The 22,266-nt window shown below is 49.3% G+C and carries 23 protein-coding genes, 1 pseudogene and 1 riboswitch; of the genes and pseudogenes, 18 read left to right on the forward strand and 6 right to left on the reverse strand.

What is annotated here, in order from left to right; all coding sequences use genetic code 11:
• Window positions 1–48 precede the first annotated feature (48 nt).
• The 9 genes from BM056_RS07100 (at window position 49) to BM056_RS07135 (ending at window position 9,214) form a co-directional block, all read left to right on the forward strand.
• Complete coding sequence (locus tag BM056_RS07100; RefSeq protein WP_174549936.1) at window positions 49–723, forward strand: TrkA C-terminal domain-containing protein; 675 nt, start codon at window positions 49–51, stop codon at window positions 721–723.
• A gap of 53 nt (window positions 724–776) precedes the next feature.
• Window positions 777–899, forward strand: coding sequence for a hypothetical protein (locus BM056_RS27205; protein ID WP_274377527.1), 123 nt, complete (start codon window positions 777–779; stop codon window positions 897–899).
• 342 nt (window positions 900–1,241) lie between these two features.
• Window positions 1,242–3,188 (forward strand): acetate--CoA ligase, encoded by a 1,947-nt coding sequence (locus BM056_RS07105; protein WP_092470149.1) that lies wholly within the window; start codon window positions 1,242–1,244, stop codon window positions 3,186–3,188.
• A gap of 370 nt (window positions 3,189–3,558) precedes the next feature.
• Window positions 3,559–4,839: a lysine 2,3-aminomutase gene (gene kamA, locus BM056_RS07110; RefSeq protein WP_092470151.1), complete on the forward strand. Its 1,281-nt coding sequence runs from the start codon at window positions 3,559–3,561 to the stop codon at window positions 4,837–4,839.
• 18 nt (window positions 4,840–4,857) lie between these two features.
• A complete protein-coding gene (ablB, locus tag BM056_RS07115; protein WP_092470153.1) occupies window positions 4,858–5,709 on the forward strand; it encodes a putative beta-lysine N-acetyltransferase in 852 nt (283 codons plus the stop codon).
• Window positions 5,710–6,144: 435 nt separating this feature from the next.
• Complete coding sequence (locus tag BM056_RS07120) at window positions 6,145–6,960, forward strand: ABC transporter substrate-binding protein (protein WP_238456344.1); 816 nt, start codon at window positions 6,145–6,147, stop codon at window positions 6,958–6,960.
• A gap of 54 nt (window positions 6,961–7,014) precedes the next feature.
• Entirely contained in the window at window positions 7,015–7,680 is a 666-nt protein-coding gene (locus BM056_RS07125) for an amino acid ABC transporter permease (RefSeq protein WP_435050953.1), read from the forward strand.
• Entirely contained in the window at window positions 7,677–8,402 is a 726-nt protein-coding gene (locus BM056_RS07130; RefSeq protein WP_092470155.1) for an amino acid ABC transporter ATP-binding protein, read from the forward strand. The genes BM056_RS07125 and BM056_RS07130 overlap by 4 nt, the downstream gene beginning before the upstream one ends.
• 98 nt (window positions 8,403–8,500) lie before the next feature.
• Window positions 8,501–9,214 (forward strand): hypothetical protein, encoded by a 714-nt coding sequence (locus BM056_RS07135; RefSeq protein WP_092470157.1) that lies wholly within the window; start codon window positions 8,501–8,503, stop codon window positions 9,212–9,214.
• Window positions 9,215–9,284: 70 nt separating this feature from the next.
• Here BM056_RS07135 and BM056_RS07140 read toward each other — a convergent pair whose 3' ends face one another.
• The 3 genes from BM056_RS07140 to BM056_RS07150 are packed head-to-tail and all read right to left on the reverse strand — an operon-like array spanning window position 9,285 to window position 12,217.
• Complete coding sequence (locus BM056_RS07140) at window positions 9,285–10,181, reverse strand: glycine betaine ABC transporter substrate-binding protein (RefSeq protein ID WP_092470159.1); 897 nt, start codon at window positions 10,179–10,181, stop codon at window positions 9,285–9,287.
• Window position 10,182: 1 nt separating this feature from the next.
• On the reverse strand, window positions 10,183–11,025 hold the full coding sequence (locus tag BM056_RS07145; RefSeq protein ID WP_092470161.1) for an ABC transporter permease: 843 nt from the start codon (window positions 11,023–11,025) through the stop codon (window positions 10,183–10,185).
• Window positions 11,015–12,217, reverse strand: coding sequence for a quaternary amine ABC transporter ATP-binding protein (locus BM056_RS07150; protein ID WP_092470163.1), 1,203 nt, complete (start codon window positions 12,215–12,217; stop codon window positions 11,015–11,017). Before BM056_RS07150 ends, BM056_RS07145 begins: the two co-directional genes overlap by 11 nt.
• Before the next feature lie 223 nt (window positions 12,218–12,440).
• Window positions 12,441–12,565, forward strand: a riboswitch (FMN riboswitch).
• 102 nt (window positions 12,566–12,667) lie between these two features.
• Between BM056_RS07150 and ribD the strand changes: the two genes are divergently transcribed.
• From ribD to BM056_RS07175, 5 genes are all read left to right on the forward strand, one after another.
• Entirely contained in the window at window positions 12,668–13,801 is a 1,134-nt protein-coding gene (ribD, locus tag BM056_RS07155; protein WP_274377528.1) for a bifunctional diaminohydroxyphosphoribosylaminopyrimidine deaminase/5-amino-6-(5-phosphoribosylamino)uracil reductase RibD, read from the forward strand.
• The gene (locus BM056_RS07160) at window positions 13,782–14,450 is read left to right on the forward strand and encodes a riboflavin synthase (RefSeq protein ID WP_092470165.1); all 669 of its coding nucleotides are present in this window, start codon (window positions 13,782–13,784) and stop codon (window positions 14,448–14,450) included. Before ribD ends, BM056_RS07160 begins: the two co-directional genes overlap by 20 nt.
• A gap of 140 nt (window positions 14,451–14,590) precedes the next feature.
• On the forward strand, window positions 14,591–15,796 hold the full coding sequence (locus tag BM056_RS07165) for a bifunctional 3,4-dihydroxy-2-butanone-4-phosphate synthase/GTP cyclohydrolase II (protein WP_092470167.1): 1,206 nt from the start codon (window positions 14,591–14,593) through the stop codon (window positions 15,794–15,796).
• A 150-nt stretch (window positions 15,797–15,946) separates the two neighbouring features.
• Window positions 15,947–16,417, forward strand: a complete 471-nt coding sequence (gene ribH, locus BM056_RS07170) for a 6,7-dimethyl-8-ribityllumazine synthase (RefSeq protein ID WP_092470169.1) — start codon at window positions 15,947–15,949, stop codon at window positions 16,415–16,417.
• 30 nt (window positions 16,418–16,447) lie between these two features.
• Window positions 16,448–17,485: a nicotinate phosphoribosyltransferase gene (locus BM056_RS07175; RefSeq protein WP_092470171.1), complete on the forward strand. Its 1,038-nt coding sequence runs from the start codon at window positions 16,448–16,450 to the stop codon at window positions 17,483–17,485.
• A 31-nt stretch (window positions 17,486–17,516) separates the two neighbouring features.
• Here BM056_RS07175 and rpmB read toward each other — a convergent pair whose 3' ends face one another.
• Window positions 17,517–17,708 carry a 50S ribosomal protein L28 gene (gene rpmB, locus BM056_RS07180; RefSeq protein WP_092470173.1) on the reverse strand — a complete coding sequence of 64 codons (192 nt, stop codon included), beginning with the start codon at window positions 17,706–17,708 and terminating at the stop codon, window positions 17,517–17,519.
• A 93-nt stretch (window positions 17,709–17,801) separates the two neighbouring features.
• On the opposite strand from rpmB, the gene recG reads away from it, so the two are divergent.
• Entirely contained in the window at window positions 17,802–19,901 is a 2,100-nt protein-coding gene (gene recG, locus BM056_RS07185) for an ATP-dependent DNA helicase RecG (RefSeq protein ID WP_092470175.1), read from the forward strand.
• A gap of 12 nt (window positions 19,902–19,913) precedes the next feature.
• On the forward strand, window positions 19,914–20,072 hold the full coding sequence (locus BM056_RS27600) for a CRISPR-associated endonuclease Cas2 (RefSeq protein WP_353740144.1): 159 nt from the start codon (window positions 19,914–19,916) through the stop codon (window positions 20,070–20,072).
• 411 nt (window positions 20,073–20,483) lie between these two features.
• On the opposite strand, the gene BM056_RS27605 is transcribed toward BM056_RS27600, so the two are convergent.
• Entirely contained in the window at window positions 20,484–20,558 is a 75-nt protein-coding gene (locus tag BM056_RS27605) for a hypothetical protein (RefSeq protein ID WP_353740145.1), read from the reverse strand.
• Window positions 20,559–20,628: 70 nt separating this feature from the next.
• Between BM056_RS27605 and BM056_RS26810 the strand changes: the two genes are divergently transcribed.
• Window positions 20,629–20,913 carry a hypothetical protein gene (locus BM056_RS26810; RefSeq protein ID WP_238456345.1) on the forward strand — a complete coding sequence of 95 codons (285 nt, stop codon included), beginning with the start codon at window positions 20,629–20,631 and terminating at the stop codon, window positions 20,911–20,913.
• A 24-nt stretch (window positions 20,914–20,937) separates the two neighbouring features.
• Here BM056_RS26810 and BM056_RS27610 read toward each other — a convergent pair.
• Window positions 20,938–21,183 (reverse strand): annotated as a pseudogene (locus BM056_RS27610) (type II toxin-antitoxin system HicB family antitoxin); the annotation flags it as partial.
• Between BM056_RS27610 and BM056_RS07205 the strand changes: the two are divergent.
• Window positions 21,153–21,809 (forward strand): TM1812 family CRISPR-associated protein, encoded by a 657-nt coding sequence (locus BM056_RS07205; RefSeq protein ID WP_435050954.1) that lies wholly within the window; start codon window positions 21,153–21,155, stop codon window positions 21,807–21,809. The pseudogene BM056_RS27610 and the gene BM056_RS07205 sit on opposite strands and share 31 nt — an antisense overlap.
• Window positions 21,810–22,266 lie beyond the last annotated feature (457 nt).

The raw sequence follows: 22,266 nt of genomic DNA on the forward strand, positions 1-22,266 counted from the left end.
ACAGACGCCAAATATAGCAAGATAAATAAAAAAGGGTAGGGAAAACTGATGCACGAAGAACAACCACAAGTCCACCTGGCCAGGTATATCACCATAGCCGTGGATATTGCCACCAGAATCATTCGCGGTGAATACCGGATCGGACAAAAAATATTTGGCAGGTCTACTCTGGCGGGAAAATATAATGTTTCCCCTGAGACCATCAGAAGGGCGCTGACATTGCTTCAAGAGAGAGGCATTGTGGATGTGATGCCCGGAGTGGGCGTAGTGGTGAAGTCGGACCGGGCTGCTCGTGAATACCTTGCTGATTACAACCAGAAAAAGGTATTGCTTGACATACAGGAGAGGTTGACAGAGCTATTAAAAGAAAGGGAAAAGCTAAACAGCGAAATAGATAAACTCACCAACCAGCTGTTGGATTACACTTTTAAAATGGCCGGACGCCTTCAAAAACTGGATGAAATAACTGTTCCGGATGGCTCACCCCTGCTGGGCAAATCCCTGGCTGAAGCAGATTTTAGAGCCAGAACCGGCGCAACGGTGCTTTCAATTTATCGCAACGGTCATGAAATTCTGTCCCCGGAAGCCAAAACGAGCTTGCATGCCGGTGATGTACTAATTGTGGTTGGCACTCCGGAATCCGCCAGAATGGTAGCCCAGTTGGTTAATGGTAACGATAATGGCAATGACAGTGAACTGGGCCGGCCTGAGGTAAATGTATAGTTTTGTGGCAATTGGTCAATAATACCTCCCAAATAACTTTGGGAGGTATTAATATGGGCTTTAAGGACCTCGAAAAAAGAGTACAGGATTATCGAAAAGCCGAAGAAGACAAAAACAAAGCCTGTGAATTGCAGCCGGAATTAACATCAGTTGAAGATGAAGACAGCGTAGAGTAAACATAACGCATTAAACATAAAGTGGCCAACTTAAACAGTTACATTAGATAGCACCGAGACTCCATTTGCACTATGGCAAAGGAGTCTCGGTGTCTTTATTAGCTTGTACAACCGTTCGGATGTATTTTTTTACATTCCAGCAGTAAAAATGTTGTGATACTTTAGGTGTTGTAATATAATGAAAATAATATTTATTTGGAATATTTAAAAAAGGGAAAAAGAGGGGGGAGCATTTTTACTGTTTTTTATCGACTATCGTTAAGTAACTGTTCAACTAGGTTTCAAAGATAGATTTTTTTAAATATCTTTAATCTTTAATAAATGAGGGGAGGAATCTTTTTAATGACACAAAAAACAGTGGGGACCGGTTTGATACCGCCGCATGTGAAAAAATTTATCGACTGGGCAGCAGAGGACACCGAGGGCTTTTGGAATCATGCTGCAGAGCAGGCGATGGGCGAGATTAAGTGGTTTAAAAAGTGGGACCAGGCTTTTAAGTGGGAATATCCAACTTTTAAATGGTTTGTCGGTGGACAAACAAATATTAGCTATAGCTGCCTGGACTATAACATAGAAAAAGGCCGGGCCGGCCGGACCGCCATTGTTGTCGAATCAGGGGAGACCGGTGAAACCGGAGCTGTTACCTACGCCCAGCTGTTTGAACTGGTTAAAAAATATGCAAGAGCGTTGCGTGGCATAGGGGTCCAAAAGGGAGACCGGATTGCTGTTTACATGCCTACCAGTGTTGAGTCTGTGGCCACGATGCTCGCCTGCGCCAGGGTAGGAGCAATCCACGTGGTTATTTTCGCCGGCTTTTCCTCCAGCGCAGTTGCCGACCGCCTGCAAATTTCCGGCGCCAAGTACGTTATTGCTCAGGCTGAAGGTTCAAGACGCGGCAAACCGGTGGGATTAAAGCCCATCGTAGACGAAGGAATTGCCAAGTGCCCGGCTGACTTAATCAAAAAGGTGGTAGTGCTGAAAAAGAATGACCAGCAGGAATATCCTATGGTCTCTGGCCGGGACATTGATTGGGAGGAGTTCCTGGCCGGCGGTGAAGGGCAAAGTGATGCCTGTGAAATCATGGATTCTAATGAGCCGCTGTTCCTGCTGCCTACCTCTGGAACCACCGCCAAGCCCAAGGTTACAGTGCAGAAGCACGGCGGTTACCAGATTTATGTTTATAGTATGTCCCAGTGGGTTTACGGTTTGCAGGAGAGCGATGTTTGGTTCTGCACCTCCGACATCGGCTGGATTGTGGGGCACAGCTATAACGTTTACGGCCCGCTGTTAAACGGCTGTACCACCGTGCTGTACGAGGGCACACCGGATTATCCGAATAAGGATATGTGGTGGAGCGTGGCGTCCCGGAACAAAGCAACTGCCTTGTGGCTGTCACCAACCGGCGTCAGAGCCCTGATGCGTTTTGGCACCGGCGAAGCACGTAAACATGACCTCAGTTCTGTTCAGAGAATCTTCTGCGCGGGCGAAGTATTGAACCCGCCCGCCTGGTCCTGGTTGCAGGAAGAAGTATTCGAAAACAGAATCCCCGTTATGGACCATATGTGGCAAACTGAAACCTCAGGACCGATTTTTGCCAACCCGTATGGCCTGGGTATAATCCCCATTAAGCCGGGCTCGGCCCATATTCCCGTGCCGGGTGTGGTGGCGGAAGTGTTGGATGAAAAGGAAGGCAAGGTATTACCACCCAATGAAAAAGGCGTTGTGGTGATTAAGAAACCGTTCCCGGGTCTGGTTTCCACCCTTTGGGGCGACGAAGAAGGCTACCTGTACAATTACTGGGAGCGCCTGCCTGTTACTAAAGGTAAATACCTCTGCGGCGATGCGGCTTATTTTGATGAGGACGGCTATATCTATTTTGCCGGCCGCTCAGATGAGGTAATTAAGATTGCTGCCCACCGTATCGGGACTGTAGAAGTTGAAAGTGCTCTGATTTCCCACCCGGCAGTGGTGGAATCCGGTGTTTCCGGTGTTCCCGATGAATTAAGGGGCGAAGTGGCCTGTGCTTTTGTTGTGTTAAAAGGTGGCTATGAGCCTTCCGAAGAATTGAAGAAGGAACTGATTGCCCACGTGCGTAACACCATGGGCGCCATTGTGGTAATGAGAGATATTCAGTTCGTCGGCACCCTGCCTAAGACCCGCAGCGGTAAAATTATGAGGCGGGTAATGAAGACTCTCTGGCTGGGCAATGATCTGGGCGACCTGTCCACCATTGAAGAAGCAGCTTCAATTGATGAAATTAAAGACGCTATTTCCAAAATGAAAGATTAGGCTGCTGCCATATCTCCTTTAATATAAGAAAAAGTTCTGCCACCAGGCAGGGCTTTTTCTTTTTCTAGATAGCTTTATCTGGCGCTCCGGTGATCTCGTTCCGTTCGCTCTCGCAATTTTCATTTGGTAAAAAGAGCAGCGTTTACCTAACGCTTTCAACAAATTGCTAACTTGAAACTTTACGCCCTAAGGGGTCAAAGCTTTTGGGATTTGACGGGCTACGGACCGCATCCAGTGCTTCGCTCTCTCCAGAGATCACCGGATCGCCTGCGCTGCGGTATCTAATAAAGAAGAGGTGTATCCCCATTCCTTTGCATAAAAAAAGACATTTCAACTGCATAATAACAAAAAAGACACGGGTGTGAAAAACTTGACTACTGGAACAACAACTGCAACAACCAATATTCCGCGTTGGGCCAACGCAACTGAAGCAGAATGGAACGACTGGCGGTGGCAGCTTGCCAATCGCATCGATACAGTGGATAAACTGGCCGGTATTATAAACCTCAGTGCTGCTGAAAAAGAAGCCATCAAAGAATCTCTGGGCCGTCTGCGGATGGCTATAACGCCCTACTACGCCTCGCTGATGGACCCTGACGATACAGAGTGCCCGGTGCGCAGGCAGGCGGTGCCGGTTTCAATGGAGCTTTTAGACAATGAATTTCAGATGGAGGACCCCCTGCATGAAGATGTTGACTCTCCGGTACCGGGTCTAACGCACAGATACCCGGACAGGGTTTTGCTGCTGGTTACCGACCAGTGTTCAATGTACTGCCGGCACTGCACCAGGAGGCGCTTTGCGGGCGTGGAGGACCGTGCGCGCTCGCAGGAGGATCTGGAAAAAGCGCTGGACTATATTCGTAAAAATGTAGTCATTAGGGATGTGCTGTTATCCGGGGGTGACAGCCTGTGCATTAGCGATGGCATGCTCGAGTTTCTGCTATCCTCGCTGCGGGCAATTGAACATGTGGAAATAATCCGCATCGGCACACGTACTCCCGTGGTTATGCCGCAACGTATAACGCCCGAGTTGTGCAATATCATTAAACGGCATCACCCTGTCTGGCTAAACACGCACTTCAACCATCCCAGAGAGATAACGGAAGCCTCCCGCCGCGCCTGCGCCATGCTGGCGGATGCCGGAATACCCCTTGGGAACCAGACGGTACTGCTCCGGGGCGTCAACGACTGCCCTTATGTGATTAAAGATTTAAACCACCGCTTGCTGGAGCTGCGGGTTAGACCCTACTACATGTATCAGTGCGACCTGTCCCCGGGCATAGAGCATTTTCGCACCTCAATAACCAGAGGGATAGAAATAATTGAATTGCTGCGGGGGCACACCTCGGGGCTTGCCGTACCTACTTACGTGGTTGACGCGCCCGGTGGCGGGGGCAAAATTCCTGTTTCGCCTCAATATTTAATTTCAATGTCACAGCAAAAAATGATTCTCAGAAATTATGAGGGGGTCATCAGCGCTTATCCCGAGCCGCTGGACAAGGACGACCAGTGCGGAGACTGCGCAAATTGCCGCAAATTAAAGGACAAAGACCCGGTCGGGCTGGAAAAACTGCTGCTGGGGAGCAAGATAAGCCTGGTACCCAAGGGGAATAAGCGTGAGCGGCGGCGTTTGGAGAAAAACTTTTGTTAAAGCGGTGGTGAAGGCGGTTTGAGTAACGCGGTGGATTACGGTTATAATGAATCACTGGAAATTGGCCATAGCAACGCCAGCGTGTTTGTAGATAAAATAAATAAGCGGCTGCGCTTAACCGGCTATTCGGGCGATCTTAACGAAATTGCTCCGGCTCTGGCCGAAATGGCTCAACAGCTGGCCTTGGGCAAAGTTATTATTTTTGCGCCGCAGCAGGACAGTGCTGATCTGGAGTCCAGCGGCTATGGCTGTGAAGGAAAAATTACGGCCTATTTTCGGGGCGAAACCGCTTATGTTTATACGCTCTTTACAGATCTCCGAAGAAAGCAGAGCGGCTACCGGCAACAGGAAGCTGAACTGTTAAACACAATCAAGCACTCACAGCCTGCCGCCAGAAATTCGGACTTGGGGGATTTGCAGATACGAACTGCGGGAGAAGAAGATATAGAAAAGCTGCTTCAATTGTACAGCCGGACTTTTAAATCCTACCCCAGCCCTTTAATGGAAAAGGCTTACATGCAGCAGATTATGCGCCGCAATGTAGTGTTTATCTGTGCATTTAACGGCAACCAACCGGTTAGCTCCGCTTCGCTGGAAATGGACCTGGAAAATGCCAACGCCGAGCTGACGGACTGCGCCACCCTAAGCCAATACCGGGGGCGGGGGCTGCTCCAGGAAATAATGAACAGGCTGGAGGACCGGGCCAGGGAAATTGGCCTGGTGGTACTCTATAGCCTGGCCCGGGCCGGTTCTTACGGAATGAACGCCTCATTGCATAAACTGGGCTATAATTTTGAAGGAAAACTTGTTAATAACTGTCATATCGGAGGCAGGTATGAAAATATGAATATATGGGTAAAACCGCTTTAAACTGTTCGTTAGCTGCTTGTAAGTTTACAAACAACACTTATTGTATTATAATTTTGTATGGTCTATTTTTTTGCTTCATCAGGCAACCTGATATATATAATAGAGTTGCCGACAACTTTCGTCATAATGAGGTATGTATTGGGTAGGGCCCTCATGCCGCCGGTTTATCTTCGCACAGCCTGTAAGACCCCGCCCTATTAGGTCGGGGATTAACAGGCTGTAAGCTCGAAATAAGTGCGACTAAGGTTTAGATGGGTTCAAAATCCCACCTGAACCAAGTCTTCTTTATTAAATAGGTTTTTTAAAGATATCCTTTTATTCAATTATTTAATTAAAGCCAAGGAGGTGAAAGCTATATTCAATAGCCCGGTTAGGCTATTAGTTGTAAAAGCGGTTATTTGCTAAAGCAGTTATTAAAAGGGAGGAGTGAATTTTTTGCGGAAATTCAAATGGTTGTTCCTGCTGGTCATTCTGGTTATGTCTGTGTCGTTAGTGGTAGCAGGCTGCGGTGGACAGTCCAATTCCGGAGAAGAAAATAATGGAGCGGAAAATAATGCGGAAGCGCAGAAGGAAAAACCCAAATTCACTTATGCTATGAGTGGTTTATATAAGCCCTTTAACTACAAAGATGGCGGTAACCTGGTGGGCTTTGACGTTGAAATCGGAGCAGCCATAGCCGAGCGCATGGGCATGGAGCCCAACCCCGTTACCAATCCGTGGGAAACCCTTATTCAGGGCTTAAAAGCAAACAAGTATGATGCAATTATCGGCAGTATGGCGATCACAGAACAGCGTCAAGAGCAAGTGGATTTTTCCAGGCCGTATTACCGTTCCGGCGCCCAGGTATTCATAAGTGCCGATAATGAAGAGATTAAATCGCCTGAAGATCTGGTAGGTAAAAAAATCGGCGTGGTAAAAGCCAGCACCTTTAAAGAAGTGGCTCTGGAATATACCGATGAGCAGAACGTAGTTGGCTATGACAGTGACGTAATTGCCCTGCAGGACCTGCCCACCGGACGTATTGACGCTGTTATTACCGACCAGATGGTGGGACTGGTGGCGATGAAGAACGAGCTTAAAATTAAAGATGTGGGAGATCCCCTGTGGGTGGACGAAATGGCAATACCGGTAAATAAGGGGAACACAGAACTCCTGGATAAAATCAACACTGCACTGGAAGAAATAATTAATGACGGCACTTACGAACAAATCAGTGAAAAATGGTTCGGTCGCAGTATTCTTGGTGAATAGGCGTTTACAGTGGGGTGCGTTATTACGCGCCCCCATTTATAGAGGTGACCTAAAATGAATGCAATGTATACTATCTTTATTAAAAACTTCGATGCTTTCACCCAGGCGACTTTAGTTACCCTGAAATTAACGTTTGTGTCGTTAGTTTTGGCCTCATTTATCGGATTGGTATTTGCTTTTTGCAAAATTTCCGGCAGCCGGGTGCTTTACGGTATCGCCCAGATTTATATCACCATCATCAGGGGAACACCGCTAATCGTGCAGTTAATGTTCCTGTATTTCGGGATCATCAAGCTGGTGGTGCTGCCTGCGTTTTGGGCCGGTTCTTTAGCGCTGGCCATCCACGCGGGAGCATATATTGCTGAAATATTTAGAGGTACAATCCAGTCAATTGACAGAGGACAGATGGAAGCCGCCCGCTCACTGGGTATGAGTTACCCCCTGGCCATGCGGCGCATTATTCTGCCGCAGGCGTTTAAGAGGGCCATTCCGCCGTTAGGCAACCAGTTTATTATCGGGCTTAAAGATTCTTCGCTGGTCGCCTACCTTGGCGTGGCGGAAATATTCGGAACCTCGCTTTATGCCCAGGCGGAGAATTTCCAACCCTTTGAAACATATATGGTGGCAGGTATGTACTATCTTGTTCTGGTAATAATCTTTACGTTCCTGGTGAATAAGCTGGAACTGAAGTTAAACGTGGACGGGGTGAACGCCAAGTGATCAGAATAAAAGGACTGAATAAATCTTTTGGTACGCTGCATGTGCTGAAGGATGTTGATATAAATGTTGACAAGAGTGAGGTTGTTGTTTTGATCGGGGCCAGCGGGTCGGGAAAAAGCACGCTGCTAAGGTGTATCAACTTTCTGGAGATCGAGGACTCCGGTGAAATTGAGATTATGGGACGGAAGGTCGACCCCCAAAAAGACAACCTTAATCAAATAAGGGAAAACGTCGGTATGGTTTTTCAGCATTTTAACCTTTTTCCGCATAAGACAGTTATGGAAAACGTTATCGAGGCTCCGGTATTTGTCAAGAAGATGCCCCGGCAGGAGGCAACGAAAAAAGCAATGGATCTGCTGAACAAGGTGGGGTTGTCCGATAAGGCCGATGTGTACCCGTCCCAGCTTTCCGGAGGCCAGAAGCAAAGGGTGGCTATTGCCAGGGCGCTGGCAATGAATCCGGATATTATGCTGTTTGATGAGCCCACCTCTGCGCTTGATCCGGAACTGGTGGGAGAGGTTCTGCAGGTTATGAAAGAGCTGGCCCGTGAAGGCATGACCATGGTGGTGGTGACGCACGAGATGGGTTTTGCCAAAGAAGTGGCCGACCGGGTATTTTTCATGGATGACGGCAAAATTGTGGAACAAGGACAACCTGGCGATATTTTTTCCAACCCTCAAAATTCACGAACCAGGGAATTCCTAAGTCAGGTTTTGGGGTAGAACTAGTGGGATAAAAATTAGAACGCAGGTTATAATAATAAGGCCGCCGTAAATTGTACGGTGGTTTTTTCACTTGAGTTGGTTATGAGGTGGTAATATTGAGCGATTGTAACCAGCAAAGCACGTCACAGCAAAAGAAACCCCTGCAGCCCTTATTTTTACGTTCATTAAAAAAGCTATTAAAGATAGGGAAAATAATATTAACCTGTCTGGTAATTATCTTTAGCCCCTTTATTGTCTGGGTAATATTGTCCCTCAACAGAGAGCTTATTGTCATCATGGCTAACTGGGACTGGCTTTCGTCAACCTTTCCCTTGTTATTTCATGCATTGGGAGAGCAGGTTAATACTTCCGCCTTCGCCAGGGGGTTTAACGAGGCTGCGCTCGGCGGGCTGTTAACATTGTTTGGTGTAGTGGTTACCGTATGGTATTACCAGATGGTGAGAGTGCAGGAGGTTACGGAAAAAAGGTTATTTGTAATCGATGAATTACTGGAAGAACTAAAGAAGAACCGGGCTATAGTCGCAGCTTTAAATGAAGAAAAGGTCGATCAACCATGCACTATGGATAATGATAAATTTCCTCCGGGCGAGCGTGTATTTGTTACCGAAGCCTGGCACAAGCTTGGGGCGGATGTAGCGCTTCTGCCCAGGCGCCTGCACCTGCGGCTGAGTATTTTATACGGGTGCCTGAACAGGTGCAGGAATAAAGACGATTACCATAAAAACAAAGCCTCTATCGACCGGATTAACGGCATCATCGCTGAATTGCATAAATTCAGATCCAGCTTAAGCAAGTCGGATATAGCCTGATGATAAAGAACAAAAGGCAGCCATCCGGCTGCCTTTTGGTTGCTGGTTGCAAATTGTTTATGTTTTATATTTACGCTTGGGGAATCCAACTCTCTACAGTGTCCTGGTGATCGGCAATCCACTTTTGCGCTGCTTCATCGGGGGACATGCCGTTTTGAATGTCCAGCATTACTGCGTTCATGTCGTCCGGTGTCCAGTAGAAGTTATTCAGCATCTCATAGGCTTCAGAGTTATCGTCTTTAAGGCCGGGCCTTACGATGGTGTCGATGTGCTCTGCACCGCCGTAATCGCCGTTGGGGTCGTCAAGATATTTAAGATCCCATTCGGCAAACATCCAGTGCGGTGTCCAGCCGGTAACAGCGATCCATTCATTATTCTCAACCGCTGTTTTAAGCGCAGCCGCCATGGCGGGGCTGCTGCTGTCCTGCAGCGAATAATCCAGACCGTAATCTGCAATGGCCTTTTCGGTGGCGCTCATAATACCGGCGCCGGGCTCAATGCCCACAATTTTACCGCCAAATTGATCTTTAACGCCATTCAGTTCCTCGATTGAATCAATGGTGACGTAAGACGGAACCACCAGGCCGATTTTGGCGCCTTCCAGGTTCGGGCCCAGGTTTTCCACCTTATCCTCAACTTTGGCGTAATAGTCGGCATGGGTTCCTGGCAGCCAGGCTGAAACGATGGCGTCAAAATCACCTTCGCCGATACCGGTCCACATGATACCGGCGTCAACGGCTTGTGCGTCAACGTCATAGCCCATGTCCTGCAGAACATTTTTAACAACATGGGTGCTGGCAATTTCAGAATCCCATTCCACATAGCCCAGGGTTACCTTGTCTTTGCTTTCATTACCGCCGTTTTCATTGCCGCCGCTTTCGCTGCCGCCTTGCCCGCAGCCAAACAATACCGCTGCCGACATAACTAGCACAGCTGCCAGTGACAGCACCCGCAAAAATCTCTTCATGTTAGTCTCCTCCTTTTATTTTTCTTTTATTGGTAAAGTTTTGAGTTATTCGGTCCAGAATAATGGCAAGTACCACAATGGCCAGGCCGCCTTCAAAGCCGACAGGCACGTTCAGGCGCTGGAGGCCGCGCAGCACCTCGGAGCCCAGTCCGCCTGCGCCGATCATGGCAGCAATAACGACCATTGAAAGCGCCAGCATGATGCACTGGTTGACTCCGGCCATAATTGTCGGCATCGCGACCGGTAACTGAACTTTAATCAGCTTTTGAGTTTTGGTGGCGCCAAAAGCCTCGGCTGCCTCTACAAGTTCTTCGGGTACCTGCCTGATGCCCAGGCCGGTCAGTCGGATGGCCGGCGGCATGGCAAATACCACCGTTGAAATTAAGCCGGGCACCTGGCCGATGCCAAAGAAAAACACCGCGGGAATCAAGTAGACGAAAGGAGGCATGGTTTGCATAAAGTCAAGTGCAGGCATTACAACCTTGTGCACGGAATCATTGCGGGCTGTCCAAATCCCCAGGGGGATGCCGACAACCAGGGCCACGATGGTGGCGGATATAATCATGGCCAGCGTTTGCATGGACGGGCCCCAGATGTTTAAATCATAAATCAGCAGAAAGCCCAGCGCGGTGCCGATGGCTGTATTCCTGCCGGCGATGAACCAGACCAAAGGGATGGAAATGATGATAAAAATCCAGGGGGGCGGCGCCATTAATATAAATGACAGGCCGTCCATCATGTAATTGACAATAACTACAACGAAGTCAAACAGGGGCTTTAAGTTGTCGATGGACCATTGGATCAGCAAGTCAACCCAGTGCCCGATAGGTATTTTAGGCAACAATTTGTCCGTTATCCCCCTTTCTTACCATGCCGGCCAGAACCGAACCCCTTACAATTACGCCCAGTAAGGTGTTGTTTTCATTAACGACCGCAATGGGATATCTGGAATCCGCAACCAGGGGAATCAGGTCCACCAGTGGTGTGTCCGGCAGAACGCGCGGGGTATCTTTGATTATGATATCGTCCAGGTTTTCCTTGTGTTCCTCAATTGCTGTTAATGCATCTTCGGCCAAAACCAGACCGGTCAATTTTCTGTCCCGGGTTACGACAAAAATGCTTGATATACCGTTTTCCTTCATCCGGCGCATGGCCAGCCTGGGGCCGTCTTTTAAAGAAACAACGGCGTCCGCCTTTTTCATGACCCCTTCCGCAGTAAGTATCTTGGAAATATCAACGTCTTCCACGAATTTTTCCACGTAGTCATTGGCGGGGTTGGTCAGGATTTCCTCGGGGGTGCCCACCTGGATAATCGCCCCGTCCTTCATCAAGGCAATACGGTCACCAATTTTCAGGGCCTCGTCCAAATCGTGCGTAACAAAAATTATCGTTTTATTCAGAGTCGCCTGCAGGGACAGCAGTTCGTCCTGCATCCCTTTCCTGATCAGAGGGTCCAGCGCACTGAAGGCCTCGTCCATTAACAAAATGTCAGGGTCACTGGCCAGTGCTCTGGCCAGGCCAACCCTTTGCTGCATACCGCCGCTAAGCTGCGCGGGCAGGCTGGACTCCCATTCCTTAAGACCTACTACTTCCAGCGTTTTACGGGCTTTTTCCAGCCTTGCTTCCTTTTCCAGGCCTTGAATTTCAAGGCCGAAAGCAACATTGTCCAGCACCGTCCGGTGCGGAAACAGCGCAAACCGTTGAAAAACCATGCCCAGTTTGCTCCGCCTGGTTTCCCTCAATTGGTTCTCGTCCATTTCGGTGATATCCCGGTCATCGATCAGAACCTTGCCGCTGGTTGGCTCGATCAGCCTGTTTAAACAGCGTAAGAGAGTGGATTTACCACTCCCGGACAGTCCCATTAAGACAAAAGTCTCGCCTTCGTTTATCTCAAATGAAACATCATACACGCCAACCGTTGTTTTGGTGGCGGCAAAAATCTCCTCTTTACTTTTGCCGTCTTGAAGCATTTTTAAAGCGCGATTTGGATTATCGCCAAAAATTTTTATCAAGTGCTCTGCTTGGACTTTGATCATGTTTTATCAGCCTTTCCAATCTTATAAAATAATACAAAATATTACAGGCATACGGTATCGAATTTTACGATTGCAGGCACACTTAAGTTGTGCATTGAGTTGTTGCGCACCACTTTTATTGTAACAAACAGTCAATGAAGTTGTCCAGAAAAAATACAAAACCTATTTTAAAAACTATTAATATTGACACCTTTTTTACATGTAACTATAATTAACATAAAATATGAGCCTTCAGGGACAGGTGAAATTCCGTACCGGCGGTAAGGTGATCCGAGCCCGCGAGCCCTAAGGGGTTGATCCGGTGTGATTCCGGAGCCGACAGTATAGTCTGGATGGGAGAAGGTGGATGTAGGTGTATTGTCCGTAAGGTTGGTATGCCTCTATCTGTATGCTGCCCTGAAGATCTGTTGCTTCAGGGTTTTCTGATGTTTAAAACAAGAAGGTGAGCTATTGGAAGACAAAGATTTAAAATATATGGAGCTGGCGCTGGAGCTGGCCGGAAATGCCCTGGGACGCACGAGCCCCAATCCCATGGTGGGGGCTGTGGTGGTTAAAGACGGCCGGATTGTGGGTAAAGGGTATCATGCCCGGGCCGGCACTCCACACGCGGAAATTCATGCCCTGCGTGAGGCGGGGGAAGACGCCGTTGGCGCAACTTTGTATGTGACTTTGGAGCCCTGTTGTCATCACGGCCGCACCGGTCCCTGCACGGAAGCCGTGATCCGGGCGGGCATTAAAAAAGTGGTTATGGCCATGACCGACCCCAACCCGCTGGTGGCGGGCAAGGGGGCGCGAAAGCTGCGGGATTCCGGTATCGAAGTTGTCTGCGGGGTGCTGGAAGCGCAAGCGCGGCGGTTAAACGAGATTTTCATTAAATATATCTCCACCGGAATGCCTTACGTGGTGCTGAAAACGGCAATGAGCCTGGATGGTAAAATCGCCACTGCCGGCGGGGAATCAAAATGGATCACGGGGCCCCGGGCCAGGGAACATGTTCACCTGCTGAGGGATAGATATGATGCCATCTTGGTCGGGATAGGAACGGTGCTGGCCGACGACCCGTCCCTTACCACCAGGCTTCCGGACCGGGAGGGCCGTGATCCGGTGCGGGTGATTCTGGACTCCGGGGCAGCTACCCCGCCAGGCGCTAAAATATTAACCCAAAACTCACAGGCGCAAACTATCATCATCACCACCGGGGAGGCGCCGCCGGATAATGTAAAACAACTGGAGAGCGCCGGTGCCGTGGTAATTAAAGTACCGGGAAGTGACGAGGGCATAGCCCTGGCCGACATGCTGCGCGAGCTGGCCGGGCGCGAAATAACCAGCGTGCTGGTGGAGGGCGGCGCCCGGGTTAACGGGTCATTTGTCAGGGACAAGCTGGTGGACAAGGTAAACTGGTATATTGCGCCAAAAATAATCGGCGGCGGCAAGGCGCCGGGTCCGGTGGGCGGCCCGGGCATAAAGCTTTTAAACGACGCTTTGCAGATTGAAAACATTGAGGTGCACGATTTGGGAAATGATATTTGTATAGAAGGCTATGTTGCAGTTCGGGGTGGTTTGGATGTTTACAGGATTAGTTGAAGAAAAAGGCAAACTGGTTTCCATCCGCCGGGGAGCTGATTCAGCCAAGCTGAAAGTCAACGCCCGGGTGATTATTGACGGGCTTCAGCTGGGAGACAGTATCGCCGTTAACGGCGTCTGCCTTACAGTAACCTCCTTTGACCGGCAGCAGTTTGAAGCCGATGTAATGGCGGAAACGCTGGCTAAAACGAACCTTGGTGGATTGCAGCCGGGTGACCGGATTAATCTGGAACGGGCTTTAAAGCTCGGCGACCGCCTGGGCGGGCACCTTGTTTCAGGGCATATCGACGGAGTAGGCACCATACTCGGTATGGAAAAACACGATATTGCCACTATTGTAACCATTGGCGCGCCCCCGGAAGTGATGAGATACATCATTAAAAAGGGCTCCGTAGCCATAGATGGCACCAGCCTTACAGTTGTAGATTTTAATGAGGACAGTTTTCAGGTTTCACTGATTCCCCATACCGCCCATGCCACTGTTCTGGGTGAAAAAAAGCCGGGTGACCGGGTTAATTTGGAAGGAGATATGATCGGCAAATACGTGGAGCGGTGGCTGGGAATGAAAAGTGACGATATAAGTCAACCTAAAGCTAAAACCGGCGGTGGGGTAACCACAGACTTTTTAGCCCGGAACGGGTTTTTGTAAACAGTAATAAGTAAACAGTTGTAAATAGTATTAAAAATGACAGCATTGGCCAAAAGAGAGGCATATAATTGAAGCGTTAAATAGCAGCGGTAAAGCGTATGGTGATGTACAGCGATAAAATGAGGGAAGGATGAAATAATATGACATTCAGTACTATCGAGCAGGCCATCGAGGATATCAAGCAAGGTAAAATTCTGGTTGTAGTAGATGACGAGGACCGCGAAAACGAAGGTGACTTGATTATGGCTGCGGAATTGGTTAACCCTGAGGCGATCAATTTTATGGCCACGCATGGCAGAGGCCTGATTTGCATGCCTATCGTCGGCTCCAGGCTGGATGAACTTGACCTCCCTGCCATGGTTACCCATAACACCGACCCTCACGGTACAGCCTTCACCGTTTCTGTGGACCATAAGGACACTACCACGGGGATTTCGGCACATGAGCGGGCGGCAACTGTACGGGCTATCCTTGACCGCAATACCCGGCCCGAGGACATCAGGCGCCCGGGACACGTTTTCCCGTTGCGGGCCAAGGATGGCGGAGTACTGCGCCGCGCCGGCCACACCGAGGCTGCTGTTGATTTGACCCGCTTGGCGGGGATGTATCCCGCCGGTGTAATTTGCGAAATTATGAAGGACGACGGAACCATGGCCAGGGTGCCGGAATTAATTGAATTCTGCAAAACCCATGGTTTAAGTATGGTCACCATAGCCGATTTAATTGAATACCGCCGTCACCACGAAAAGTTGATCCGCAGGGTTGAAGCTGCCAAGCTGCCTACCAAATACGGTAATTTTACAGCCATCGCCTATGAGAGCCTGCTGGATAAAAAAGAGCATATCGCCCTGGTTAAGGGCGACCTGTCCGGTGTTGAGGCGCCGTTGGTCCGGGTGCACTCCGAGTGCCTGACCGGGGACGTATTCGGCTCGTCCCGCTGCGACTGCGGCGACCAGTTGGCCCGGGCTTTGGAAATTATTGAAAATGAAGGTGCGGGCGTGCTGCTGTATATGCGGCAGGAAGGCAGGGGTATCGGCCTGACGAACAAGATCCGGGCTTATAAATTGCAGGATGAAGGGAAAGATACCGTTGAAGCCAACGAAGCTCTGGGTTTCCCCGCTGACCTGCGTGACTATGGCATAGGCGCTCAGATCCTGGTGGACCTGGGACTGAAAAAGATCCGGCTGATGACCAATAACCCCAGAAAAATTGCCGGTCTGGAAGGACATGGCTTAATGGTTGTAGGCAGGGTTCCCATTGAAATCTGCCCCGGCAAAGACAATAAATTTTATCTTAGCACCAAGAAACGCAAACTTGGCCACCTTCTTTCAATTGCGGAGAAATAAACAAGGAGTCAGGAGACAGAAGTCAGGAGTTAGAATGAGGAAACCTGGAAAATAGGAATCGTCTATAAGATAATGGTTTCTCAGCCTGTATGATTCGGAATTCTGAATTCTGACTCCTGGATACTTGAATACAATAAGGAGAGGATTTAGTTGGTAAAGCACTACGAAGGAAATTTAATCGGGGAAGGCCTGAGGTTTGGTCTGGTTGTCGGGCGTTTCAATGAATTTATCACCCAAAAACTGTTGTCCGGCGCTATTGACGCACTGAGCCGTCACGGCGTGGCCGATCAGAACATTGAAGTGGCCTGGGTTCCCGGCGCCTTTGAAGTTCCCATGGTGGCCCGGCAAATGGTGGACAAGGCGAGCTATGATGCGGTGATTTGCCTGGGAGCAGTTATTCGCGGCGCCACACCTCATTTTGATTATGTGGCGGGAGAAGTTGCCAAGGGTATTGCCAAGGTCGGTTTGGATACCGGTAAACCTGTGATCTTTGGTGTAATAACAGCTGACACCATTGAACAGGCTATTGAAAGAGCCGGTACCAAGGCAGGGAATAAAGGCTGGGACGCGGCGGTTACGGCTATTGAAATGGCTAACTTGCTCCGGTCACTGGGTGCCTGATCTGCTGGAACGTAAATACGGGAGGAAGATATGAATAAAAGGACTGTGCAAGATTTGGCGGAGGTGGCGGCATTTCAAGTTTCCGATCAGCGACTATTTTCAGCCACCCATGAGGAAATCATCTCCGGCCTGACCACTGATATTTATTTTATTCGTACCAGAGAACTCTTACGTCATCTGGGACTGGATCGCACCCGGGTTACCGCTGAAATTTTTGCCGGCAAGCCCGGTGTTCTTGCGGGTATTGAAGAGGCGAAAGTATTACTTAAGGGGTTGCCGATAGAAGTTTGGGCGCTGCCTGAAGGGACAGAATTCAAGGAAAAACAAGTAATCATGCGAATAACCGGCGCTTACGATGATTTTGGCATTCATGAGACCTCCCTGCTGGGCATACTGGCCAGTTCCAGCGGTTGGGCCACCGCGGCCAGGAGATGTCAGGAAGCTGCCGGTAATCACAAAATGATTTGTTTCGGCGCCCGCCATGTGCATCCGGCCGTGGCTCCTGTGATGGAGAGGGCCGCCATAATCGGCGGGGCGGACGGCGCCAGCTGCATCCTGGGCGCCAAATTGGCCGGGCAAACCCCTTCCGGCACGGTTCCCCATGCCGTGATGCTGATCGTTGGAGACACTTTGGAAGTAGCGCAGACCTACCAGCGAATCATGCCCCCGGAAGCGCCTGTAATTGTTTTGGTGGATACATTTAAGGATGAGGCTGAAGAAGCATTGCGGGTGGCGGATCAAATGGGTGAGAAATTACAGGGGATCAGACTGGATACGCCCAGCGAGCGGGGTGGCGTAACACCGGGACTGGTTAGAGAAATTAAGGCCAGACTGCGACAGGCCGGCCATGCGCACGTGAAAATTTTTGTTTCCGGCGGCGTTACACCGGAACGGATTACTTTACTAATTGAAGCGGGTGCGGACGCTTTCGGTGTGGGCAGTTACATCTCCGGAGCTCCTGCTGTTGATATGACTATGGATATTAAAGAAATTGACGGCCACCCGATAGCTAAGCGGGGCAGGATCCCCGGGATAACCGAATCGGCCGGCCTGGAAAAAATACTGTAAAAAGCAAAAACGGCTTAAATGCCGTTTTGTTTTATATAGCCCTTTGCACTTTACCGCTCCGGAGGCATCTGGTGCAAACCATTATCCTGCGGGGTGTGCCGTCAACTAAAGCTTTTACCCTTTGCAGGTTGGGAGCCCATTTTTTCTTGGTACGGATATGAGAGTGGCTGACTTTCATTCCAACAACTACACCCTTACCGCAAATTTCGCATTTTCTGGCCAAGGTCAACACCTCCTTTTCAGCAACACTTTATTATTTTAGCAGATATCGTCAGGCAGTGCAACCGAAGGTTTGGATATATTGGAGTGTTCAACCATGAATAATAGATTAACCGGCGAGCCGGCGGCGGCGCCGATACAGAGTGTTAAGGGCATTGGTCCCCGCCGTGCCGGCGAGCTGGCCAAGCTGAATATTTTTACCGTCAAAGACATGTTTTATCACTTTCCCCGGGAATACCTGGACCGGAGCAGCCCGGTATCGCCTTTCGGGGTTGCCTCAGGCAAAGCGATTACTGCTGTGGGCAAAGTAAAGGCGGTTAAAAAAGGGCGTCCCGGGCAAAAGCCTGCAGTAACCAAAGTGGCGCTGGAAACGGAGGGAGGAGTTTTTTATGCCGTTTTATTCAACCGCCGGTATTTGGAAAAGTCACTCAAAACCGGTATGACGATGCTGGTCAGCGGGAAAATCGAAAACAGGTTTGGGATTGCAGAGCTTCAGGTGCAGGACTTTGATATTGTCAATGACCATATCACTAACAGCAGTGCCGCGGCTTTACATACCGGGCGGCTGGTTCCGGTTTACCCCGCCACTGCCGGCATTACCCAGCGCATCATCCGGAGCACGCTGCAGGTGCTGCTGGAGCAGCGGCTGGATGCTATTGTCGAATTTTTACCGGACCGGGTGATGGAAAAATACGGCTTAATGCCCATTAAACCCGCGCTCCGGCAGATCCATTTTCCCGATAGCCCGGAGCAGGCCCGGCAGGCTAAAAAAAGGTTTGCTTTTGAAGAATTGCTGCTGTTCCAGGTGCAGCTGGCTTATGCCAAAAGTAAAATAGCCCGGCTGGAAAAGCCCCATGTCTATAATAATGAAACCAAACTGAAAAATAAACTTATCGCCTGCCTGGGCTTTGCGCTTACAGGCGCGCAGCGGAGGGTGTTGGCTGAGATCATGTCCGACCTGGAGGGCAGCCGCCCCATGAACCGGCTGCTGCAGGGGGACGTTGGGTCGGGCAAAACGCTGGTCGCTGTGCTAACCTTGCTGCGCGCGGTGGAAAGCGGCCTGCAGGGGGCACTGATGGCGCCAACCGAAGTACTGGCGGAACAGCATTACCTGGCGCTGACGGAGTTGCTTGAACCGCTCGGGGTCCGACCGGGCTTTTTAAGCGGGGGCATGCCCGCCGCAAAGCGCAAGGCTTTGCTGGAAGAACTGGCTGCCGGCTCTGTCCGCCTGGTGGTGGGAACCCAGGCGCTGCTGCAGGAAGATGTGATTTTCAACCGGCTGGGCGTCGTTGTTATCGATGAACAGCACCGGTTTGGCGTAAAACAAAGGGCCGGGCTAAGGGAAAAAGGCCTGGCGCCCGATGTTCTGGTCATGACGGCCACGCCCATACCAAGGACTTTAACCCTGACCTTGTACGGTGATCTTGACATCTCGATCATTGACCAGCTGCCCCCCGGGAGGCAGCCCGCCCGAACTTATTATGTCAACCACAGGGAACTGCCCGGAGTATATGAATTCATCCGCAAACAGGTCAAGGCGGGCCGCCAGGCTTATGTGGTCTGCCCGCTGGTGGATGAGTCGGAAAAAATGGATTTGCAGGCGGCTGTTCAATTATATGAGCGCTTAAAAGCTGAAGAATTGCGGGAGTGCCGGCTGGCGCTGCTGACCGGCCGCATGGGCGGCGATGATAAGGAGTTGGTAATGCGCGGTTTTCGGGAGGGCTCTGTCGACGTTCTGGTAGCCACAACGGTGATCGAGGTAGGCGTAGATGTGCCCAATGCCAACGTAATGGTAATAATTGACGCCGAGCGGTTCGGCCTGTCCCAGCTGCACCAGCTGAGGGGCCGCGTCGGGCGGGGCGGCGGGCAGTCACACTGCATCCTGGCAGCCCGCCCCGGCACCAGGGAGGCCCTGCAGCGGATCAAGGCGATCAAAACCTGCCAGGACGGCTTTCAACTGGCGGAAAAAGATCTGGAAATCAGGGGCCCCGGAGACGTGGCCGGCGTCAGGCAATCCGGCCTGCCCGAATTTAAAGCGGCAGACCTACTGCGGGACATCAACCTGCTCAAAGCCGCCAAAGCATGCGCCGAACAACTAATCGCAGCCGATCCGGAATTAAAATCTCCCCAAAACGCCGGCCTGAAACGCCACCTACAACAAAACTGGCAGAAAACAAACTTATATCATATCGGTTAACCCTGAGTGCGAGTGCAATATAGTGCTTTTGAATGCAAATTGAGAAGAGAGTACTTTATAATATTAAGATATAAACTGGAAAGCCTAATAAAGAAGAATGAAGACAGCATAATTTTTTATCGCCAGTGTAAACAGTGCTTCGGAAGGTTGCTCGTGTCGGTAAAAGTTTAGATCCGTTTGGAGACGGTATATATAATTTGATAAATTGTCAGACATCGAAAACCTCTGGTGTGTAAAAAAACCGGGAGGTTTTCGGAAAATAGGTTTTTTAAAGGGAGAGAAGGAAAACCCGCGTGAGTAGCGAAATGTAGGGGTGGAAAAAGTTTCATGGATATTTGACCATATTTGATCAATACAATGAATCTGCTATTATATGGAAATTTCAAAGAGGTTTTCGGAAATCGCTTTCGGAGCCCTTGGGGCACAAGGCCTGAACACACCCGCAGTCAGAATAAAAATAATTCCCTCAGGGGAATTGAAACTTGAACAGGCAGCCTTCAGGGTTAATGGGCTCATTCTGTTCTTGCCAGAATAAAATAATTCCCATCAAGGGAATTGAAACGCTCATGATACCAGTACCTTTTAACGGACCCTTTTATGTCGTACCCACGGGTTACCTGAAAGGTTTAATTCACGTTTCTGAACTTCCATATTCACTTCAAGGTGATTATTATTGGTCTGCCATTCACCATTAATAAATGCCTGGCCAATGTGGTGGAATCCTTTTTTGAGTGCCTACCCGGGCATTTTCAGAATGCAGAAAGTTGGCAGGGAAATCAGCGTAAAGTATATTATTGTTGGAAATGGGAGAGCCGCCCGGGGAGGGGCGGCTTCTTTGACTGATAATTTATACGCCAAGCTTTTCTTTCAGTGCATCCTGGAGGACCTTGGACAAGCTAATACCAGCCTCGGCAGCTTTTACGTCCAACCATCCGGGGATACTGACCGTACGGCGTATTGCGCGATTGTTGCGTATTCCAGCCCGGACAAGATTTACGAATTGATTCTTTAGGGGTTTGAGGTTTTTTATATCGCTGGAATCCGGAATATTTTCTTTTTCCTCTAACAGATATTCAATCCATTGTGTTAAGGCACTTTGCGCCATATCCATTGCGTTACTCAGTGATTTACCTTCACTGATACAACCAGGTAGATCGGGAAAGGTAATCGTGTAACTGCCGTCGACACAGCTTCCGTTCGCTGCCGCTGAGTAGTTTTTTAAGTATAGCCTATTTAAAGTTTGTAAAAGACGTGGATATACAAGCGTTATATTACGGGGCATACGAGGCCAAGAATGAGTCAAATGAAAGCCCGGTGTTTGATCTTACGGGGTTTTGCTCGTTATTGGACTGGATAATTGGCGTCAACTCCTTTGTTAAGCACGGAAGTGCCCGGGAGATCAGCTCTTTGCTTGCTGAAGCCCAGCGTTTGGCAAAAGAAGAACAGGGTCCGGCGCGAAGGGAGCTTAATAAGTTTGGCAAAATCATAGAGGGCATCTCACGGGCCCTATTTACCAACCGGCCGTTTGAGGTTGTTAATGAAACTCGTAAATTAAGTTATTATGCCGATAAATCAGATCGGCGCGAGCTGTTGGAGCGGGATACCAGGGAGTGGGCAGCTCCTTTTGGTGTACTGATTGATTATATTATAGATAAACTATCTCTTTTTACCGGACCGGCTGAGAAAAGCAACCCCGAGAATTTGAAAAGTCATTTTGAAATGGTGCGCTGGTACATAGAGCAAAACTATGCTCCCCAGGCATTATCCATGATGCGTGAACTGGTAATATCTGAACTAATGTATAGAAACAATTTGTATGATCAGGTTTTTGACCGTGATATGCGGGAAACAGCGGCCTTCAAACTGCTCCGTTTAGGGGCGGATACTATATTGATAGGCGGCCAATAAACGAACAGCAGGAAAACCCCTATGTTATCGGAGAAATTATTAATGTGGAATGAAGTAAGATTGAAATTGTCAGATATCGAAAACCTCCGGTGTGTAAAAAAAACGGGAGGTTTTCGGAAAACATCTTTTTTATAAGAGAAAGTAGGAAAAGCCACATGAATAGAGAAGTATAGGGGTGGAAAAAGTTTCATGGCAGGTTTGACTATGTTTGACCAAAACAAAAAAATTAACATGATATGGTATCCTCAAAGGAGTTTTCGGAAAACGCTTTAAGCGGCCTTGGGGCACAAGGCCTAAGCACCCCCGCAGTCAAAACAAAAATAATTCCCTTAGGGGAATTGAAACCCAGCCTGGTGCCCATGGGTATCGTTAACCTTTTTAAAAGTCGAAACAAAAATAATTCCCTCAAGGGAATTGTGTAAGCAAAAATTAGCCTCGTTAATAGCGGAGTTTTTTT

The sequence above is a fragment of the Desulfotruncus arcticus DSM 17038 genome, assembly GCF_900113335.1.
GTDB lineage: Bacteria > Bacillota > Desulfotomaculia > Desulfotomaculales > Desulfallaceae > Desulfotruncus > Desulfotruncus arcticus.

Bases quoted from the DNA above. Each gene is read 5' to 3' on its own strand.
- BM056_RS07125 (WP_435050953.1), top strand. From the start codon at position 7,015: ATGAATGCAATGTATACTATCTTTATTAAAAACTTCGATGCTTTCACC.
- BM056_RS07140 (WP_092470159.1), bottom strand. From the start codon at position 10,181: ATGAAGAGATTTTTGCGGGTGCTGTCACTGGCAGCTGTGCTAGTTATG.
- BM056_RS27205 (WP_274377527.1), top strand. From the start codon at position 777: ATGGGCTTTAAGGACCTCGAAAAAAGAGTACAGGATTATCGAAAAGCC.
- BM056_RS07100 (WP_174549936.1), top strand. From the start codon at position 49: ATGCACGAAGAACAACCACAAGTCCACCTGGCCAGGTATATCACCATA.
- BM056_RS07150 (WP_092470163.1), bottom strand. From the start codon at position 12,217: ATGATCAAAGTCCAAGCAGAGCACTTGATAAAAATTTTTGGCGATAAT.
- BM056_RS07175 (WP_092470171.1), top strand. From the start codon at position 16,448: ATGAATAAAAGGACTGTGCAAGATTTGGCGGAGGTGGCGGCATTTCAA.
- BM056_RS07160 (WP_092470165.1), top strand. From the start codon at position 13,782: ATGTTTACAGGATTAGTTGAAGAAAAAGGCAAACTGGTTTCCATCCGC.
- BM056_RS07165 (WP_092470167.1), top strand. From the start codon at position 14,591: ATGACATTCAGTACTATCGAGCAGGCCATCGAGGATATCAAGCAAGGT.
- recG (WP_092470175.1), top strand. From the start codon at position 17,802: ATGAATAATAGATTAACCGGCGAGCCGGCGGCGGCGCCGATACAGAGT.
- BM056_RS07105 (WP_092470149.1), top strand. From the start codon at position 1,242: ATGACACAAAAAACAGTGGGGACCGGTTTGATACCGCCGCATGTGAAA.